General features: G+C 71.0%; 13 protein-coding genes and 1 pseudogene. 4 read left to right on the top strand and 10 right to left on the bottom strand.

Translation table 11 applies throughout. The features are described 5' to 3' along the window. The first annotated feature begins 207 nt into the window (after positions 1-207). Positions 208-780 carry a dihydrofolate reductase family protein gene (locus tag ABKA19_RS15570; protein WP_353689671.1) on the top strand — a complete coding sequence of 191 codons (573 nt, stop codon included), beginning with the start codon at positions 208-210 and terminating at the stop codon, positions 778-780. Positions 781-1,004: 224 nt separating this feature from the next. Beyond that, a complete protein-coding gene (locus ABKA19_RS15565) occupies positions 1,005-1,397 on the top strand; it encodes a GFA family protein (protein WP_353689670.1) in 393 nt (130 codons plus the stop codon). Between the two features lie 307 nt (positions 1,398-1,704). Here ABKA19_RS15565 and ABKA19_RS15560 read toward each other — a convergent pair whose 3' ends face one another. The 3 genes from ABKA19_RS15560 to ABKA19_RS15550 are packed head-to-tail and all read right to left on the bottom strand — an operon-like array spanning position 1,705 to position 3,990. Next, the gene (locus ABKA19_RS15560; RefSeq protein WP_353689669.1) at positions 1,705-2,073 is read right to left on the bottom strand and encodes a response regulator; all 369 of its coding nucleotides are present in this window, start codon (positions 2,071-2,073) and stop codon (positions 1,705-1,707) included. Next, positions 2,070-3,200, bottom strand: coding sequence for a two-component system sensor histidine kinase NtrB (locus ABKA19_RS15555; protein ID WP_353689668.1), 1,131 nt, complete (start codon positions 3,198-3,200; stop codon positions 2,070-2,072). The genes ABKA19_RS15560 and ABKA19_RS15555 overlap by 4 nt, the downstream gene beginning before the upstream one ends. 37 nt (positions 3,201-3,237) lie before the next feature. Next, positions 3,238-3,990: a response regulator transcription factor gene (locus ABKA19_RS15550; RefSeq protein ID WP_353689667.1), complete on the bottom strand. Its 753-nt coding sequence runs from the start codon at positions 3,988-3,990 to the stop codon at positions 3,238-3,240. 157 nt (positions 3,991-4,147) lie between these two features. Here ABKA19_RS15550 and ABKA19_RS15545 point away from each other — a divergent pair, with 157 nt between their 5' ends. Continuing rightward, positions 4,148-5,359 (top strand): NAD(P)/FAD-dependent oxidoreductase, encoded by a 1,212-nt coding sequence (locus ABKA19_RS15545; RefSeq protein WP_353689666.1) that lies wholly within the window; start codon positions 4,148-4,150, stop codon positions 5,357-5,359. A 120-nt stretch (positions 5,360-5,479) separates the two neighbouring features. Here ABKA19_RS15545 and ABKA19_RS15540 read toward each other — a convergent pair whose 3' ends face one another. Continuing rightward, positions 5,480-5,665 carry a hypothetical protein gene (locus ABKA19_RS15540; protein WP_353689665.1) on the bottom strand — a complete coding sequence of 62 codons (186 nt, stop codon included), beginning with the start codon at positions 5,663-5,665 and terminating at the stop codon, positions 5,480-5,482. Between the two features lie 93 nt (positions 5,666-5,758). Next, the gene (locus ABKA19_RS15535) at positions 5,759-5,956 is read right to left on the bottom strand and encodes a hypothetical protein (protein ID WP_353689664.1); all 198 of its coding nucleotides are present in this window, start codon (positions 5,954-5,956) and stop codon (positions 5,759-5,761) included. 180 nt (positions 5,957-6,136) lie between these two features. Here ABKA19_RS15535 and ABKA19_RS15530 point away from each other — a divergent pair, with 180 nt between their 5' ends. Then, positions 6,137-6,574, top strand: a complete 438-nt coding sequence (locus ABKA19_RS15530) for a response regulator (protein ID WP_162377931.1) — start codon at positions 6,137-6,139, stop codon at positions 6,572-6,574. 15 nt (positions 6,575-6,589) lie between these two features. On the opposite strand, the gene ABKA19_RS15525 is transcribed toward ABKA19_RS15530, so the two are convergent. The 5 genes and pseudogenes from ABKA19_RS15525 to ABKA19_RS15505 all read right to left on the bottom strand — a co-directional run bounded on the left by ABKA19_RS15525 (position 6,590) and on the right by ABKA19_RS15505 (position 15,777). Next, positions 6,590-7,738 carry an endo-1,4-beta-xylanase gene (locus tag ABKA19_RS15525; RefSeq protein WP_353689663.1) on the bottom strand — a complete coding sequence of 383 codons (1,149 nt, stop codon included), beginning with the start codon at positions 7,736-7,738 and terminating at the stop codon, positions 6,590-6,592. 68 nt (positions 7,739-7,806) lie between these two features. Continuing rightward, positions 7,807-8,544: a ThuA domain-containing protein gene (locus ABKA19_RS15520; protein ID WP_353689689.1), complete on the bottom strand. Its 738-nt coding sequence runs from the start codon at positions 8,542-8,544 to the stop codon at positions 7,807-7,809. Positions 8,545-8,592: 48 nt separating this feature from the next. Beyond that, positions 8,593-11,334 (bottom strand): annotated as a pseudogene (galB, locus tag ABKA19_RS15515) (beta-galactosidase GalB); the annotation flags it as partial. Between the two features lie 122 nt (positions 11,335-11,456). Further along, on the bottom strand, positions 11,457-12,881 hold the full coding sequence (gene uxaC, locus ABKA19_RS15510) for a glucuronate isomerase (RefSeq protein WP_353689662.1): 1,425 nt from the start codon (positions 12,879-12,881) through the stop codon (positions 11,457-11,459). Between the two features lie 34 nt (positions 12,882-12,915). Continuing rightward, positions 12,916-15,777 carry a glycosyl hydrolase 115 family protein gene (locus ABKA19_RS15505; protein WP_353689661.1) on the bottom strand — a complete coding sequence of 954 codons (2,862 nt, stop codon included), beginning with the start codon at positions 15,775-15,777 and terminating at the stop codon, positions 12,916-12,918. Positions 15,778-15,819 lie beyond the last annotated feature (42 nt).

Below are 15,819 nucleotides of genomic sequence, written 5' to 3'. Positions count from 1 at the left end.
CAGGTCGATGGCAACGGTACTAGCATGCATGGCGTGGACTCCTCTCGTGATCCCGTGTCCCGATCCAGTATCGGTCTGGCTCATCGAAGCCGTGTGGTGACGCGGGAGGAGTCCATCCCATCACTCAAGCCGACACCGCTCCGCGGCGCGGCTTGACTCAAGCCTTGGGCGACTCCGCCCGCGTTCGCTTGAATGGAAAAGGAAAGAATGACGACCCAGTACTACACCGCCTCGAGCATCGATGGCTTCATTGCCACTGAAGACGATTCGCTGGATTGGCTGTTCCCGCTGGCAGAGCTGGAGCAAACGAGCTACCCCGCCTTCATTGCGGAGGTCGGCGCCATCGCAATGGGCTCGTCCACCTACGAATGGCTGCTCGAGCACGCGGTCAAGCCAGGCGCTGCGGACGAGGGCGACTGGCCTTATTCCCAGCCCGTCTGGATATTCTCCAGCCGCGAGCTCGAAGCCCCAGCAGGGGCGGACATCCGCTTCGTCCAGGGCGATGTTCGTCCCGTCCATGCCCAGATGCAGGAAGTCGCCGGCTCGAGGAACATCTGGGTCATGGGGGGAGGGGATCTGGCGGGGCAGTTCTACGACGCCGGTCTTCTGGACGAGATCATCGTCCAGATCGGCTCGGTGTCCCTTGGGTCCGGCAAGCCCGTTTTCCCACGTCGGGTCCTCAGTCCCGCCCTTCAGCTTGTCTCTGTGCGGCATGTCAACGAGGGTATGGCTGAGCTGCGTTACAGGATCGACAAGGCGCGCCAGGCAGGCACGGCTTAGAAGCGCCAGTCGCTCCGGGTTGTGTATGCGGGCAACGAGGCGGCGCTGGCTTCTACCTCAAGCAGGGTTTCTCGCATGTCGCCGAGCGGACGTTCCACGTCGGCGGGAAGGCGTACGATGACCACGTGCTGGCGCTCAGGCTCGGCACCTAGGTCGTGGTCGCAGGCGAACGTGGCTTGCCACGCGACCGGGCTCCCGCGATGGCTTCACCACGGAAACGGATGATGGAACGGATCGCCTCCTGCAGTTGTGGCCAGCTCACCGCCCGCGTCGTCGGCGGACCGGTGCGGGTGTCGATCTGCCACTGCCTGGCGTGCCAGCGGCGCACCGGGGGTCCGTTCAGCGCGCAGGCGCGGTTCCCGCGCGCGGACGTCGCGCCTGCCGGCGAGTCGTCGCAGTACGTGCAGGCGGGCGACGAAGGCCCGGGCGCGCGCTTCCATTTCTGCCCCCGCTGCGGGGCTACCGTCTACTACGAGCCGCTCGGCCTGCCCGACTACGTCAGCATTCCGGTCGGTGCGTTCGCCGATCCGCGTTTCCCGGCGCCGACCGTGTCGGTGTACGAGGAGCGCATGCATGCCTGGGTCGTGCCACCGGCCGCGGCCGAGCACTTCCGGTAGTCGGCCGGGCCACGCCGCCGACAGCACGGCGGTACCATCCCGGCGTCCCTCACGCGGAGCGCCCCCGTGAACCCGAAGCGGATCACTTCCGGAACGCTTGCACTGGTGGTCGCCGCAATGCTGGTCCTGGCGGTCGGCCTGTACACGGGCAACGGCGGCTTCCAGCTCGCCGGGGCGCTGATCCTCCTGGTCGCGATCGTCCTGGCGATATCGCCGCGGGGCGCGGCGGCTAGGCGCATGGCGCCGACCGGCGCTGGGTCCGCCGACGCGGGTTCTTCGAGCGGGCCAGGGCCGTCGCCTGGGCGGATCAGGCCGCCGCGCTGGGCTGCGCACCGTCGGCCAGCATCGCCAGCAGATCGGGCACGCGGAACGGCTTGGTCATGAACAGGGCGTCGTCCGGCAGCGCCGGCAACTGCGAGGTCGCGTAGCCGGACATCAGCACCATGCGGCAGCCCGGGCGCGATTGCCGCGCGGCCTGGGCCACGTCCAGGCCGCTGACGCCGCCGGGCATGCTGATGTCGCTGACCACGAAGTCGAAGCCGCCGTGCTCTTCGAGCAGGCGCAGGGCCTCGCGGCCGTCCTCGGCCAGCACCACCTCGTAGCCGGCGTCTTCCAGGGCCATGGTGGTGACGGTGCGCAGGAGCGGGTCGTCTTCGACGTAGAGCAGGCGGGTCATGGGGCAGGGACCGGTATCGGGAGGGCGAGGGTGACGCGGGTACCGCGCCCGGGCTGGCTGTCGATGAAGGCGAAGCCGCCGGACTGGCTGGCGAAGCCGAACACCTGGCTCAGGCCCAGGCCGCTGCCGTGGCCGACGTCCTTGGTGGTGAAGAACGGTTCCATCGCGCGCAGGCGCACTTCCTCGTCCATGCCGGGGCCGTCGTCGGCGACGGTGACGTAGACGTAGTCGGTGCCCTCGCGGGCCTCGACGTGCTCGCGCGGGTCCGGTCGCGCGCGACGGGTCGAGATGCGGATGGTGCCGGGCGACTGCAGCGCGTCGCGCGCGTTGCCCACGAGGTTGAGCAGGGCCGCCTCGAGCTGCCCGGCGTCGACCATCACCGGCGGCACCTCGGACAGGGCGAACTCGCACTGGGTGATGGCGCCGGCGGCGCGGCGGTAGACGTCGGCCGCATCGAACACCAGCGCGTTGATGTCATGCAGCGCCGGCGCCAGCCGCTGCCCGCGCGCGAAGGCCAGCATCTGCCCGGTCAGGCGCTGGCCGCGCTCGGTGGCCTGGCGGGCCACGTCGACCAGGCGCTGGCGGCGGGCCTCGTCGGCCCCGGGCAGCAGGTCCAGGCTGGCGGTGACCACCGCCAGCAGGTTGTTGAAGTCGTGCGCCAGGCCGAGGCTGAGCTGGCCCAGCGCGTCGATCCGCTGCACCTGCGCCAGCGAATGCTGCGCCGCACGCAGCTGCTGCTGGGCGGTGTAGCGCTCGGTGATGTCGCGGGTGATCTTGGCGAAGCCCACGTGCCGGCCCTCGTGCCAGATCGCGTCGATCACGATGTTGGCGCGGAAGCGCGAGCCGTCCTTGCGCACGCGCCAGCCTTCGGCCTCGTAGCGGCCCTCGCGCGCGGCGGTGGCCAGGGCCCTGGCCGGCTCGCCGGCAGCGCGGTCCTGGGCGGTGTAGAACTTCGAGAAGTGCTCCCCGAGCACCTCGGCATCGGAGTAGCCCTTGATCCGTTCGCCGCCGGTGTTCCAGCTGAGGATGACGCCCGACGGGTCGAGCATGTAGATCGCATAGTCGGTGACCCCGGACAGCAGCAGGTGCTCGGGGTCCACCGGGAACCGCATGGCGGGTCGGCTCATGCGCGTACGGCGTCGGGCGGGTGGCGGCGGCTCCGGCTCAGGCGGCGATCGGATCGGCGCTGGCGGCCGGCTGGGCCGCGGCGGTCTTCTGCACGGGGCGGGCGAGGTCGGCCATGCGGTAGCCGGCGCTCTGCACGGTGTGCAGCAGCGGAGTGTCGAAGCCCTTGTCGATGACCTTGCGCAGGTTGTAGAGGTGGCTGCGCAGGGTGTCCGAGTCAGGCAGGCTGGTGCCCCAGATCTCGCCCTCGATCTCGCGCCGGGTGACCACGCGCGGGGATTCGCGCATCAGGATATGCAGCAGCTTGGTGCCGATCGGCGAGACCATCAGTTCCTGGCCGGCGCGAGTGACGCGGTGGCTGGCCGGATCGAACACCAGGTCGCCCACGGTCAGGACCTGCTGGCCCAGCTCCTTGCGGTTGCGGCGCATCACCGCGCGCAGGCGAGCATCCAGCTCCTGCGCGGCGAACGGCTTGGTCAGGTAGTCGTCGGCGCCGTTGTCCAGGCCGGCGAGCTTGTCGTCCAGGGTGTCGCGCGCGGTGAGCATGATCACCGGGGTGGAGTTGCGCGCTTCGCCACGCAGGCGCCGGCACACTTCCAGCCCGTCCATGCGCGGCAGGTTGCCGTCCAGGACGATGGCGTCGTAGTGGTTCTCCGCGGCCAGGCGGTAGCCCTCCAGGCCGTCGGCGGCGTAGTCGACATCGAAGCCCTGGCTTTCCAGGTAGTTGCCGAGCGTCTCGGCGAGGCTGCGGTTGTCCTCGACGATCAGGACGATTCCGGTGGTCTGGCGCATGGTCGGTTCCGGGGTGGGAAGTTCAGTTTGGTGAAACTGCCGAACCGGCCGTCGCGGCTGCGTGAAGCCCACACCATCGGGAGCCGGTGCGACCCGCGGCCTTCACCCGGCGCACCGGCCCGCGCTGGGAGCATGCGTGCCCACTTCGGAGTCAGGCATGGACCTCAAGAGCGGTTACCCGTACTGGGCGGTGAAGAACGGCTTGATGAAGCCGTTCCCGCGGCTGGAGGCCGACCACCGCTGCGACGTGGCGATCGTCGGCGGCGGCATCACCGCGGCGTTGATCGCGCAGGCGATGGCCGGCGAGGGGCTGGACGTGGCGGTGGTCGAGCAGCGCGACATCGGCTGGGGCAGCACCGCCGCCAGCACCGCGCTGCTGCAGTACGAGATCGACACCCACCTGGTCGACCTGGCCAGGCGCCACGGCGAGGCGCAGGCCGCGCTGGCCTACCGGGCCTGCGTCGATGCGCTGGAGCAGCTGCGCGCGATCGCCGCGCCTTGGCGCGACGTGGAGTTCGCGCGCAATGGGAGCCTGTACTTCGCCAGCCGGCGGCGCGACGTCCGTGCCCTTCGCGAGGAGCATGCCGCGCGCACCCGCCACGGGATCGCGGTCGAATACCTCTCGCGCGAGGCGCTGCGCCGCGAATACGGCCTCGATGCGCCCGCCGCGCTGCTCAGCGCCGACGGCGCGCGGGTGGACCCGTACCGGCTCGCACACCGCCTGCTGCAGCGCCTGCAGGGCGAGGGCGTGGCGGTGTTCGACCGCACCCGGATGCTCGATTTCGAGGTCGGTACGCGCACGGTGACGCTGCGGATGGAGCACGGGCCGGTGGTCCGCGCCGGCCACCTGGTCCTGGCCGCCGGCTATGCCAGCCAGCACTGGCTGGCCGAGGCGGTGGCGCGCAACCGCAGCAGCTACGCGCTGATCAGCGATCCGCTGGGCGAGGGCGAGCTCGGTTTCCTGCAGGACACGCTGCTGTGGGAGACGGCGCGCCCGTACCTGTACGCACGCTCGACCGCCGACCGCCGCCTGTTGCTGGGCGGAGAGGACGACGCGGTCGACGTGCCCGCACGACGCGACGCACGGGTGGAGAAGAAGGCGCGCACGCTGATCAAGCGCTTCGGCGCGCTGTTCCCGCAGCTGCAGCTGACCCCGGCGTTCTCCTGGGCCGGCACCTTCGCCGAAACCGGCGACGGGCTGCCGTTCTTCGGCCCGCACCGGCAGTGGGGGCCGCGGGTGCATTTCGCGATGGCCTATGGCGGCAACGGCATTACATACAGCGTGCTGGGCGCGGGGCTGCTGGCCGCGCTGGTCAAGCGGCGATCGCATCCGCTGCAGGCGTTGTTCGGTTTCGGGCGCGGGGCATGAGCGCAACGGCATCCGGCGTCCCCGACGAGCGAGCCGGCCCGGACGCGGCGTGGGCCGCGCGTGGCGACCGGCGTCCGGCCGCCTGCGGATTGCCCCCGCCGTGCAGGGTTGCCGCCGCCGTCAGTCGCCGGTCGGGCAGGGCTCGCCCTCGGTCTCGCCCGGCACCAGGCCGGCGGCGGCCAGCATGCAGTTCAGGCGGCCGGTGACGTAGGCGCGGTGCTCTTCCGGAACGCGCTCGTTGAGTGGCCCGGCTTCGCGGGCGAACGCGGCCAGCACCTGGTCGGCGGGCAGCTGCTCCACCAGCATCGCAGCCGCTGCTGCAGGCGCTCGAGTTCGGCATCGATGTCGGGACGCGTATGCATGGCGGCGCTTCGGTCGGGACCGATGGCGGCGGCAGACTCAGCGCGGGACGGCCGTGCCGGCATCGGGGTAGTCGTGTTCGGGATCGGGCCGATCGCTGCGCGGATCGTCGGGCTGGTCGTGGTCCTTCCAGCGCGCCTTGTCATTGCGCAGCTTGTCGGCGGCGGGCACATGCGCCTCGTCGCTGCGACGGTTGGGGTGGGTGGCGGGCGGGGTCGTGGCTTGGTCGCGCGTCATCGCGTGCTCCCGGGTGGGCGTGCGCCGATTGCACCGCGAACGCCGTCATCGGGCGGTGAGTCCGGGGTACAGGAAAGGCAAATCGCGGGCGCCGTTCAGCCCGCGGTCGTGGTGATGAACAGGCGGGGCCGGCCATGCGCTACCCTCATGCCACGTCACAACGCCACAACGGATGCACCCATGGACAGGTTCAAGACGATCCTGCTGGTCGAAGACAGCCCCGCCGATGCGGAGATGGCCATCGACGCGCTGCGCGAGGCCAAGCTGGCCAACCCGATCGTGCACGTCGAGGACGGCGCCGAGGCGCTGGACTACCTGCACTGCAAGGGCGCGTTCGCGGGCCGCTCGCCCGAGAACCCGGCGCTGGTGCTGCTCGACATCCACATGCCGCGGGTGAACGGGCTGGACCTGCTGCGCCAGGTCCGTGCCGACGAGCGGCTGCGGACCATGCCGGTGGTGATCCTCACCTCGTCGCGCGAAGACCGCGACCTGGTCGACAGCTGGAACCTGGGCGTGAACGCCTACGTGGTCAAGCCGGTCGACGACAGCCAGTTCCTCGACGCGGTCAAGACCCTGGGCTATTTCTGGGCGGTGGTGAACGCCGGCCCGGAGCAGTAGGCCGGCGGCGCGCGCTCAGTCGCGCGCGGGCACGGCCAGCACCGCCTCCAGCGCCGGCTTGGGCCGGTAGTCGCGGTCGAACAGCAGCGGGTAATTGGTCCGGTGCGGGATCGGGTAGTCGTTCTTCCACGACATCGCATCGTGCACGCCCCACACGCTGACCCGGTCGATCACGTCGCGGCGGCGGTGGAAGAGTTCGAACAGTTCGGCGTAGCGCGCGGCCAGCCGCTCCTGCACCGCAGCCGGCAGGCCGTCCCGGTACGGATCGAGGAAGCGCTTGAACTCGGGCAGCTGGAACTGCGGATGCATCATGCCCTGCCCGATGATCTGGCCCTCCTTGGTCAGCGGCAGCACGTCCACGTCCAGCTCGGTGATCATCACCTTGACCCCGAGCGCGGCGTAGGCGTCGATCGCCGCCTCGATGTCGGCCGTGGCCGGGTAGTCCAGGCCCCAGTGGCCCTGGATGCCGATGCCGTCAATGCGGATGCCATGCGCCTGCAGCATCTTCACCATGCGCACGATGCCGTCGCGCTTCTCGGGTCGCCAGGCGTTGAAGTCGTTGTAGTACAGCTCGGCATCCGGTGCGTAGCGGGCGGCATGGGTGAAGGCCAGGCGCATGAGTTCGTCGCCATCGCCGATGCCCTTGACCCAGGTGGTGTCGCGGTACTGGCCGTTCTCGCCGATCTGCTCGTTGACCACGTCCCAGGCATCGACGCGCCCGGCATAGCGTCCGGCGACCGCCTCGATGTACTGGCGCATGCGCTCGGCCAGCGCCTCGCGCCCCACCGGCGTGCCATCGGCCTGCTGGAAGAACCATTCCGGAGTCTGGTTGTGCCAGACCAGGGTGTGGCCGACGATGAACATGCCGTGCTGCTCGCCGAACGCGACGAAGGCGTCGGCGGCGGCGAAGTCGTACTCGCCAGGCCTCGGGTTGACCACCTCGGCCTTCATCGAGTTCTCCAGCGTGATCGCGTTGAAGTGCCGCGGCACCAGCGCCTGCGCGCGCGCGTCGCGGCCGCTGACGATGTCGTCGTTGACCGCGGTGCCGAGCAGGAAGGCGTCGGCGAAGGCCTGCTTCAGCGACGGTGCCGCGGACCGCTGCGGCGTTGCGCCGTGGCCGGCGGGAACGACGCCGGCCAGCAGCGCCAGCAGGGTCAGGGTCATGGGGTAGTGCCTTCTCATCGGGTGGTCCTTGCGGTGGCGCCGTGCGGACGTCGGCGCATGGTCGTGGATCAGTCGCAGCCGTCGCGGCGGGCCTCGGCGGCCCAGCCGAGCGCGCCATCGATCATCCGCAGGTGCAACGGTTCGGAATAGGTCTCGGCCTTGTGCCCGAGCGCGGAATAGAACACGCGGCCCTGGCCGATGCAGCGGGTCCACACCACCGGGTGGTCGCCCATGCGCTGGCCCGGTTCGGGTGCGTAGCTGCGTTCGTCCAGGCGCGCCAGGATCCGGGTGCCATGGCCACTCGGCACGCGGTCGAAGGCGTACCACTCCTCCTTGCGCTGCCAGCGTGCCGGCAGCGGGCGCATCGCCGGGTGCGCCGGTTCGGCGACCTCGACCACGCCCTGCTGGAACTGCGGCGAGTAGGTGTGGCCGATGAACTGCGCGCCGAGCACGGTATCGACGTACCAGCGCCAGTCGTAACGGGGATCGCCGCCGGCGCCGTGCAGGGCGAGCAGGCTGCCGCCCTGCTCCAGCCAGTGGCGGAAGGCGTCGCGCTGGGTGGGCAGGAAGATGTCGCCACTGGTGCTGTTGAGCACGACCACGTCGAAGCGGGCCAGCGCGTCGGGATTGAACACCGCCGCGTTCTCGGTGACGAACACGTCCCAGCCGCGCGCTTCGGCCAGTGTGCGCACCGCGGCATTGGCGGCCTGGATCTGCGCGTCGTCGCGGAAGCCATTGGTCTTGGAGAACACCAGCACCGCATGCTCGCGCCCGAATGCCGGCAGCTCCGGCGGCAGCGTGTCCATCACCGGCGTCGGCCAGTGGCGCGGATCCTTGACGTAAGGCCGGCCACCGACCTGCAGCGTGGCGCTGGCGCCCCGCAACCCGCCGGACTCGGCGCGCACGGTGAGCGTGCCCTGGGCACCGGGCGTGCCGGCGACGATCGCCAGCGCCAGGCCGCCGAAGGCATCGCGCCCGGGCGAGGGAAACGGAGTCATGTCGGTGGCATCGCCGTTGTCGGTGGCGACGATCCGGCCCGGGCCGTCGACGCTGAAGCGGATGCGGTCGCTGGCGTCGGGCACCGGGTTGCCCTCGGCGTCGACGATGCGCACCGTGGCGAAGGTCAGGTCGCGGCCGTCGCCGGCAATGTGGCCGCGGTCGAGCGACAGCTCCAGCCTCGCCGGCGCACCGGCGGTACGCACGGTTTCGCTGGCCCACGCCTTGCCGTCGCGGTACGCCTGGACGCGCACTTCGCCGGGCTGGTAGACCACCTGGTCCCAGCGCAGGCGGTAGTCTTCGACACCCGGTGCGCGCCCTGCGGCCAGGTTCGCCGCTGCGGTCTTCTTCCTGCGTCCCTGCGAGACGCCGTTGACGAACAGCTCGGCCTCGTCGCCGGAGGTGAACACGTGTACCGGCGTCACCGCGCCCTCGCGTCCCGGCCAGGTCCAGTGCGGCAGGATGTGGGCCATCGGCAGCTCCGGGCGCCAGCGCGACTGGTAGAGGAAGTAGCGGTCCTTGGGGAAGCCGGCCAGGTCGACGATGCCGCTGTAGGAGCTGCGCGAGTCGTAGTACGGCGTGGGTTCGCCCAGGTAGTCGAAGCCGTTCCAGACGAATTCGCCAGCCACGTAGGGATGGCGGTCGAGCGTGGCGAAGACCTTGTCGGCGCTGGAACCGAAATCCACCGCGTGCAACTCGTAGCTGCTGACCTGGCGGATCGTCGAATCGCCGCCGCGGCCGTCGCGCACCGGTGCGCTCATCTGCTGCGAAACCGGGAACAGGTACACGCCGCGGCTGCTGAAGGCCGAGGCGGTCTCGCTGCCGAAGATCACCTTCCCCGGGAACGCTTCCCGGAACGCCGGGTACGAAGGTGGCGTGCGGATCCGCTCGGTGCCCTCGAACTCCGGGTCCTGGCGGATGCCTTCGCCCTGGTAGTTGAGGTTGACCACGTCGAAGGCCGCGGGGAAGGGCATGTCGGCCTTGGCCCAGTTCATCGAGGCGGTGGCCGGGCGGGTCGGATCCTCCTCGCGCACGATCCGCACCAGCGCGCGGCCGATCGCCGCGCCGGCCTCGCCGTCGTACTGCTCGCCGACCTCGTTGCCGACGCTCCACAGGATCACCGAAGGGTGGTTGCGATCGCGGCGCAGCATCGCGCGCAGGTCGGCCTCGTGCCACTCGGGGAAGACCAGGTGGAAATCCAGCGGGGTCTTCTTCTTTTCCCAGGAATCGAACATCTCGTCGACGACCAGGAAGCCCATGCGGTCGGTGAGCTCGAGCAGCTGCGGATCGGGCGGGTTGTGCGCCATGCGGATGGCGTTCACGCCCATCCCGCGCAGGATCTCCAGCTGGCGCTCGGCGGCGCGCACGTTGAACGCCGCGCCCAGCGCGCCGAGGTCGTGGTGCTGGTTCACCCCGCGCAACGGGATGTGCTCGCCGTTGACGACCACGCCGCGGCCGGGATCCCAGCGCACCTCGCGGATGCCGAAGCGGGTTTCGTAGCGGTCGACGATGCGGCCGTCCCGTGCCACGGTGGTGATGGCGGCGTAGCGGTGCGGTTGCTGGGTCGGTGGCGGGCCCCACAGGCGCGGGTTGTCGATGCGCGTGGACGACTGCAGGCGCGCGCTGGCGCCGGCGGCTACGTCCAGGGATTGCGGCGCGATCCGCGCGACGGGCTCGCCCTGCTGCGCGCCGGATGCGTCGAGCGCGAAGATCTCGCTGGCCACCTGCAGCCGTGCGCCGTCGCCGCCGGTATTGTCCACGTCCACGCGCAGGCTCACCGTCGCCGACGCCTCCGACACCGCGCTGGTGGTCACGTAGGTGCCCCACTGGCCGACATGCACCGGGTCGGTCACGGTCAGCCACACGTCGCGGTAGAGGCCGCCACCGGGGTACCAGCGCGCCGATTCGGGCGGGTTGTCCAGGCGGATGGCCAGCTGGTTGCGGCCGCCGAATTCCACGTACGGCGTCAGGTCCACGCGCCAGGAGTTGTAGCCGTAGGGCCAGCCACCGACCAGCCGGCCATTGAGCCACACGGTCGCGTAGGACATCGCGCCGCCGATGTCGAGGAACACGCGGCGTCCGGCCATGGCGGCGGGAATGTCGAGCGCGCGGCGGTACCAGCCCACGCCCCAGCTCGGCAGCCGGCCCATGCCGCCGTACGGCCCCTCCTCGATGAACGGACCGGCGATGGCCCAGTCGTGCGGCAGGGTCACCTCTTCCCAGCCGCTGTCGTCGAAGCCCGGCCGCAGGAAGGCCACGTCGCCGACCGCCGGCTCGGCCAGCGGCCGCGCGTGGCGTCGTGCCGGATCGGCGATGAAGGGGTTGGCGGTGGGCAGGATCCAGGGCTTGAGTACCGGCCGCGACGCGGCGACCTTCACGGCCGCGTCCGGCCGGGCATCGGCGACCTTGCCGTCCGCGCTCTGCACCACCTCCGGCCGCACGTCGTAGTCGAGCCTGCCATCCACACCGGGCGGGTCGCCACGGTGGAAGCGCCAGCCATCGTCGAGGCGGACCTGTTCGCGCGGGAGCGACCCGGCCGCCGCGGCCGGTGCCGGCATGGCCAGGAACGCGACCATCACCACGCCCAGCCAGGCGGCCACCGTAGAGCGGGGCTTGCCCCGCTGTGCCTTGCCTGTGCCCGGCACGGTCGTCGAAGGGCAGCGGGGCAAGCCCCGCTCTACGTGTCGTGACCCCGGCGGAGACAGCGCAGGCGCTGGCGCGCTCACAGCCGATAGGCCCGCTTGGGCAGGTGGTAGGCCAGGTCGATCGCCACGTCCATCGCTTCGTCCTCGTCGATCCGGTGCTCGGCCACCAGCCTGGCCAGCACCGCGCAGTCGATGCGGCGGGCGACGTCGTGCCGTGCCGGGATCGACAGGAACGCACGGGTGTCGTCGTTGAAGCCGATGGTGTTGTAGAAGCCGGCCGTGGCCAGCGTCTGCTCGCGGAAGCGCCACATGCCTTCGGGCGCGTCGTGGAACCACCAGGCCGGCCCGAGGAACAGGCACGGGTAGTGGCCGGCCAGCGGGCCGAGCTCGCGCGAGTAGGTGCTCTCGTCCAGCGTGAACAGGATCAGGGTGAAGCCGGGCTCGTTGCCGAAGCGGTCCAGCAGCGGCTTGAGCGCGTGCACGTACTCGGTGCGCAACGGGATGTCGGCGCCCTTGTCGCGCCCGAAGCGCTCGAACAGGCCGCGGTTGTGGTTGCGGAAGCAGCCGGGATGGATCTGCATCACCAGGCCGTCGTCCAGGCTCATCGCCGCCATCTCGGTCAGCACCTGGGCGCGGAACAGCTCGGCCTCGGCGGCGGTGAAGCGGCCGGACACGACCTTGGCGAACAGCAGCCGCGCCTCGTCGGCCGGCAGGTCGGCGGTGGCGCAGGTGGGGTGGCCGTGGTCGGAGGAGGTCGCGCCCATCGAGGCGAAGAACGCGCGGCGCTGCCGGTGCGCGCGCAGGTAGCCCTGCCAGCTGTGCACGTCCTCGCCGGTGAGCTCGCCGAAGCGGCGCAGCGCCTCGGGGAACTGCTCGTGCTCCGGGTCGACCACCGCATCGGGGCGGTAGGCGGTGATGACGCGGCCCTTCCAGCCGCTGGCGCGGATCGCGGCATGGTGTTCGAGCGGATCGAGCGGCGACTCGGTGGTGGCGATCACCTCGATGCCGAAGCGCTCGAACAGCGCGCGCGGCCGGAACTGCGGGGTCTGCAGCGCGGCGGTGATGGTGTCGTAGTACTCGTCGGCGGTGCCGGCGTCGAGGCGCGTGCGCAGCCCGAACACGTCGTGGAAGACATGGTTGAGCCACATCGACGAGGGCGTGCCGCGGAACAGGTGGAAGCGCTCGGCGAACACGCGCCAGGCCGCGCGCGGATCGACCGCCGCCCTTGATCCATCCGCCCGGGGAATGCCCAGCGCGTCCAGCGGAACGCCCTGGCTGTAGAGCATGCGGAACACGTAGTGGTCCGGGACCAGCAGCAGCTCGGTGGCGTTGGCGAAGGCCTCGTCGCCGGCGAACCAGGCCGGATCGGTGTGCCCGTGCGGGCTGATGATCGGCAGCCCGGCGACCTGGGTGTACAGGCGTCGCGCGATCGAGCGCTGCGCCGGGTCGGACGGGAACAGGCGGTCGGGATGCAGGTGCAGGGGCTTGGCGTCGGAGGTCATGGCGGATCGGATCCTGCGGAGCGGGAGGTGCGCGTCAGCGGCGCGTGCTTTCGGGAGGCCCGAGGGTGGTGGGAGGCAGCGGCCGGCGCACGACCTCGATGCGCTGGAACACCAGGCCCGGGTCCACCAGCCACAGCTTGAGCGTGTTGGCGCCGGCGCGCACGCGGTGGCGCGAGGTCGCCGCATGGGCGTTGTCGATCACCGCCGCCTCCCAGGCGCGGAAATCGGGATCACCGGGCGTCGGATCCAGGCGCATGCCGACCACCTGCGGGGTCTCGTCGTCGATGGACAGCGCGTAGCGCAGGCCGCCACGGTGGCGGATGTCCAGGGTCGGCGACAGCACCACGCGTACCTCGACTTCGCCGTCGTGATCCATCACCAGCGGATACTCCAGGCGCGCGCCGTCGCCGCCGGGCGTGGCCGGGGCGCCGGTCGCCGGCCAGGCGGTGACGCCCGACAGGGTGCGGCCGAGGTTCGGCACCACCTGCCACTGGCCGTCCGCCGGCGCCACGGCCTGGGCATGGTGCTGGGCCTCGATCGCGACCAGGCCGTTGCCCTCGACGAAGCCGCGCACGCCGCGGTGAGCCGGTGGCTTGTGCACCGGCACGACGACGGTGACCTCGGTCCAGTCCTTGCCGCGGATGTGGATCAGGCCCTCGTGCTCGCCTTCCGGCAGCGCGGCCCAGTCGACCCGGATATCCAGCGCTTGCGTGTCGACGACCTCGCCGGAGGCGGGCGACACCTTCAGCCATGGGGTGCGGCTGGAAGCGGTGAAGCCGATGGGCTGACGGCCGCCATTGAACACGACCACCTCGCGGGTCGGCGCGGCGACCGGGTCGAGCACCGGCAGGCGCGCGCTGGCCAGCGGCACCGGCCAGCGCCGCGCATCGCCCTCGATGGCCACGCCGGTCACGCCCTTCTCGGGGACGTCGACCGTGGCCAGCGCCGGCAGGATGTTGCGCTCGGGCGATTGCCAGTGGGTGTAGCCGATGCGCGGCTGCGACATCATGCTCGTCCACTTGCCGCCGGCGATCTCGCGTTCGTAGACGCGTTGCAGCTCGGCGTCGCGCGCGAACAGCTCGCGCGCCCTGTCGGCCCAGGCATTGGCCGAGGCGCGGCCCTGCGCGGCGTAGAGGCGGTTGCGGCCCACCGCCACGTGCAGGTGGTTGAGGTTGGCGCTGGCCAGCACCGGGTACTCGACCAGCTGGTACCAGGCATCGCGGTGGCTGGCGGGGATCTTCGCCCCGAGCAGCAGGGTGCGCCCGACCAGCGCGTTCCAGCCGGCGAGCACGCGTTCGGCCTCGCGCTCGTGGACCAGGCTCCAGGTGTCGGGCGAGATCAGCTCGGGTTTGCGGCGCGCGTTGTACTGGGTGTAGCGGGTGAGTATTTCGCCGATGTCCTTCGCGTGCTCCGGCCCGAACTGCTCGGCCGCCCAGGCCGCCGGATAGCCTTCGATCCATGCCAGGTCGGCCGCGTCCGGGTCCCAGGCCTGGTCGAGGAAGGCGCTGATCGGCAGTTCCATCGGCTTGATGTCGCCGACGTTGGCGATCCACAGCCGCTCCACGCCGTGCGCCCACGCCAGCCGCATCTGTTCCCAGCTGCGCTCGACCTGGGTGGTGTTGAGCCACTTGTAGTTGCGCGGGCCGCCGACGTAATCGAAGTGGTAGTACACGCCATAGCCGCCGGCGCGCCGGCTGGCCGGGTCGGGCAGGCGGCGGATGTTGCCCCAGTTGTCGTCGGCGAACAGCAGGGTGACGTCGTCGGGCACCTTCATCCCGGCGTCATGGTAGTCCTGCACTTCCTTGTACAGCGCCCAGACCTGCGGGGTCGCCTCGGCCGGCTTGCCGGTGGCGTCGGCGATGATCCTGCGCTGGTCGGCGACGATGCGTTCGAGCAGGGCGGTGGCGGTGCCTTCGGTCATGGCTTCGTCGCCGTCGCCACGCATGCCCAGGGTGGCCACCGCCTCGCGGCCCTGCAGACGCTCGATCCCGCCACGCCAGAACCGCTGGAGCGTGGCAGCGTTCTTCGTGTAGTCCCACGGACCCTTGCCGTAGCGGTTCCACTCGTCGTGGGCGCGCATCATCGGTTCGTGGTGGCTGGTGCCGATGACCACGCCGTACTCGTCGGCCATCCCCGCGTTGCGCGGATCGTCGTCGTAGAACGCGCGCGGCTGCCACATCGCCGGCCACAGGTAGTTGGCCTTGTGCCGCAGCAGCAGCTGGAACACGCGCTCGTAGAACTGGTGGTTCGGACCGCCGTAGGTGGCCCTGATCCAGCCGCCGAGCGCAGGCTCCTCGTCGTTGATGAAGATGCCGCGGTACCGGACCTTCGGCGCGTCGACGAAGCGCCCGGGCGCGACATGCAGGGTGGGGCGCACCGGTGGCGGCACGTCGGCCCACCAGGTCCACGGCGACACGCCGATCCGGCGCGACAGTTCGTACAGGCCGAAGGCCGTGCCCCGCCGGTCGGCACCGACCACCAGCAGGGCGCGGTCGATGCCCGGTTCCGGATTCTCGACCACCTGCAGCAGGTAGGACTCCCAGGTGCCGGCGACGCCCGTGGTGTCGACCTGGCCGTCGCGCACGATCCGGTCGATCCGCGCGCTGTGGCCCAGGGTGCCGGCGATGATCGCCATGGACGGGCTCGCGGCGTCGTCGGCCGGTTTGCCGGCGACCGCGGCCAGGTCGCCGCGCAATGCCTCCGCGGCGCGTTGCACCGCGGTGAAGTCGCCTGCATCGACCAGCACCGGCAGCGGCGTGCCGCGTTCGATCAGCGCAAGGCCGCCGTCGCCGCGCGCTTCGCATACGGCGGCCGGCGCCGCGCAGTCGCGGGCGGCCAGCGCGGTGCCCGGCAGCAGGGCGGCGCAGAACATCAGGGCGAGGCGTTGCAGCATCATCGCGGGTCTCTCGGTACCTGTGGACCGCGGCGACACGGGAAC

Origin of the sequence: Pseudoxanthomonas sp. Soil82 (assembly GCF_040446535.1) — a bacterium.
GTDB classification, from domain to species: Bacteria; Pseudomonadota; Gammaproteobacteria; order Xanthomonadales; family Xanthomonadaceae; genus Pseudoxanthomonas; species Pseudoxanthomonas kaohsiungensis.
This window is presented reverse-complemented; position numbering and strand designations above follow the sequence as displayed.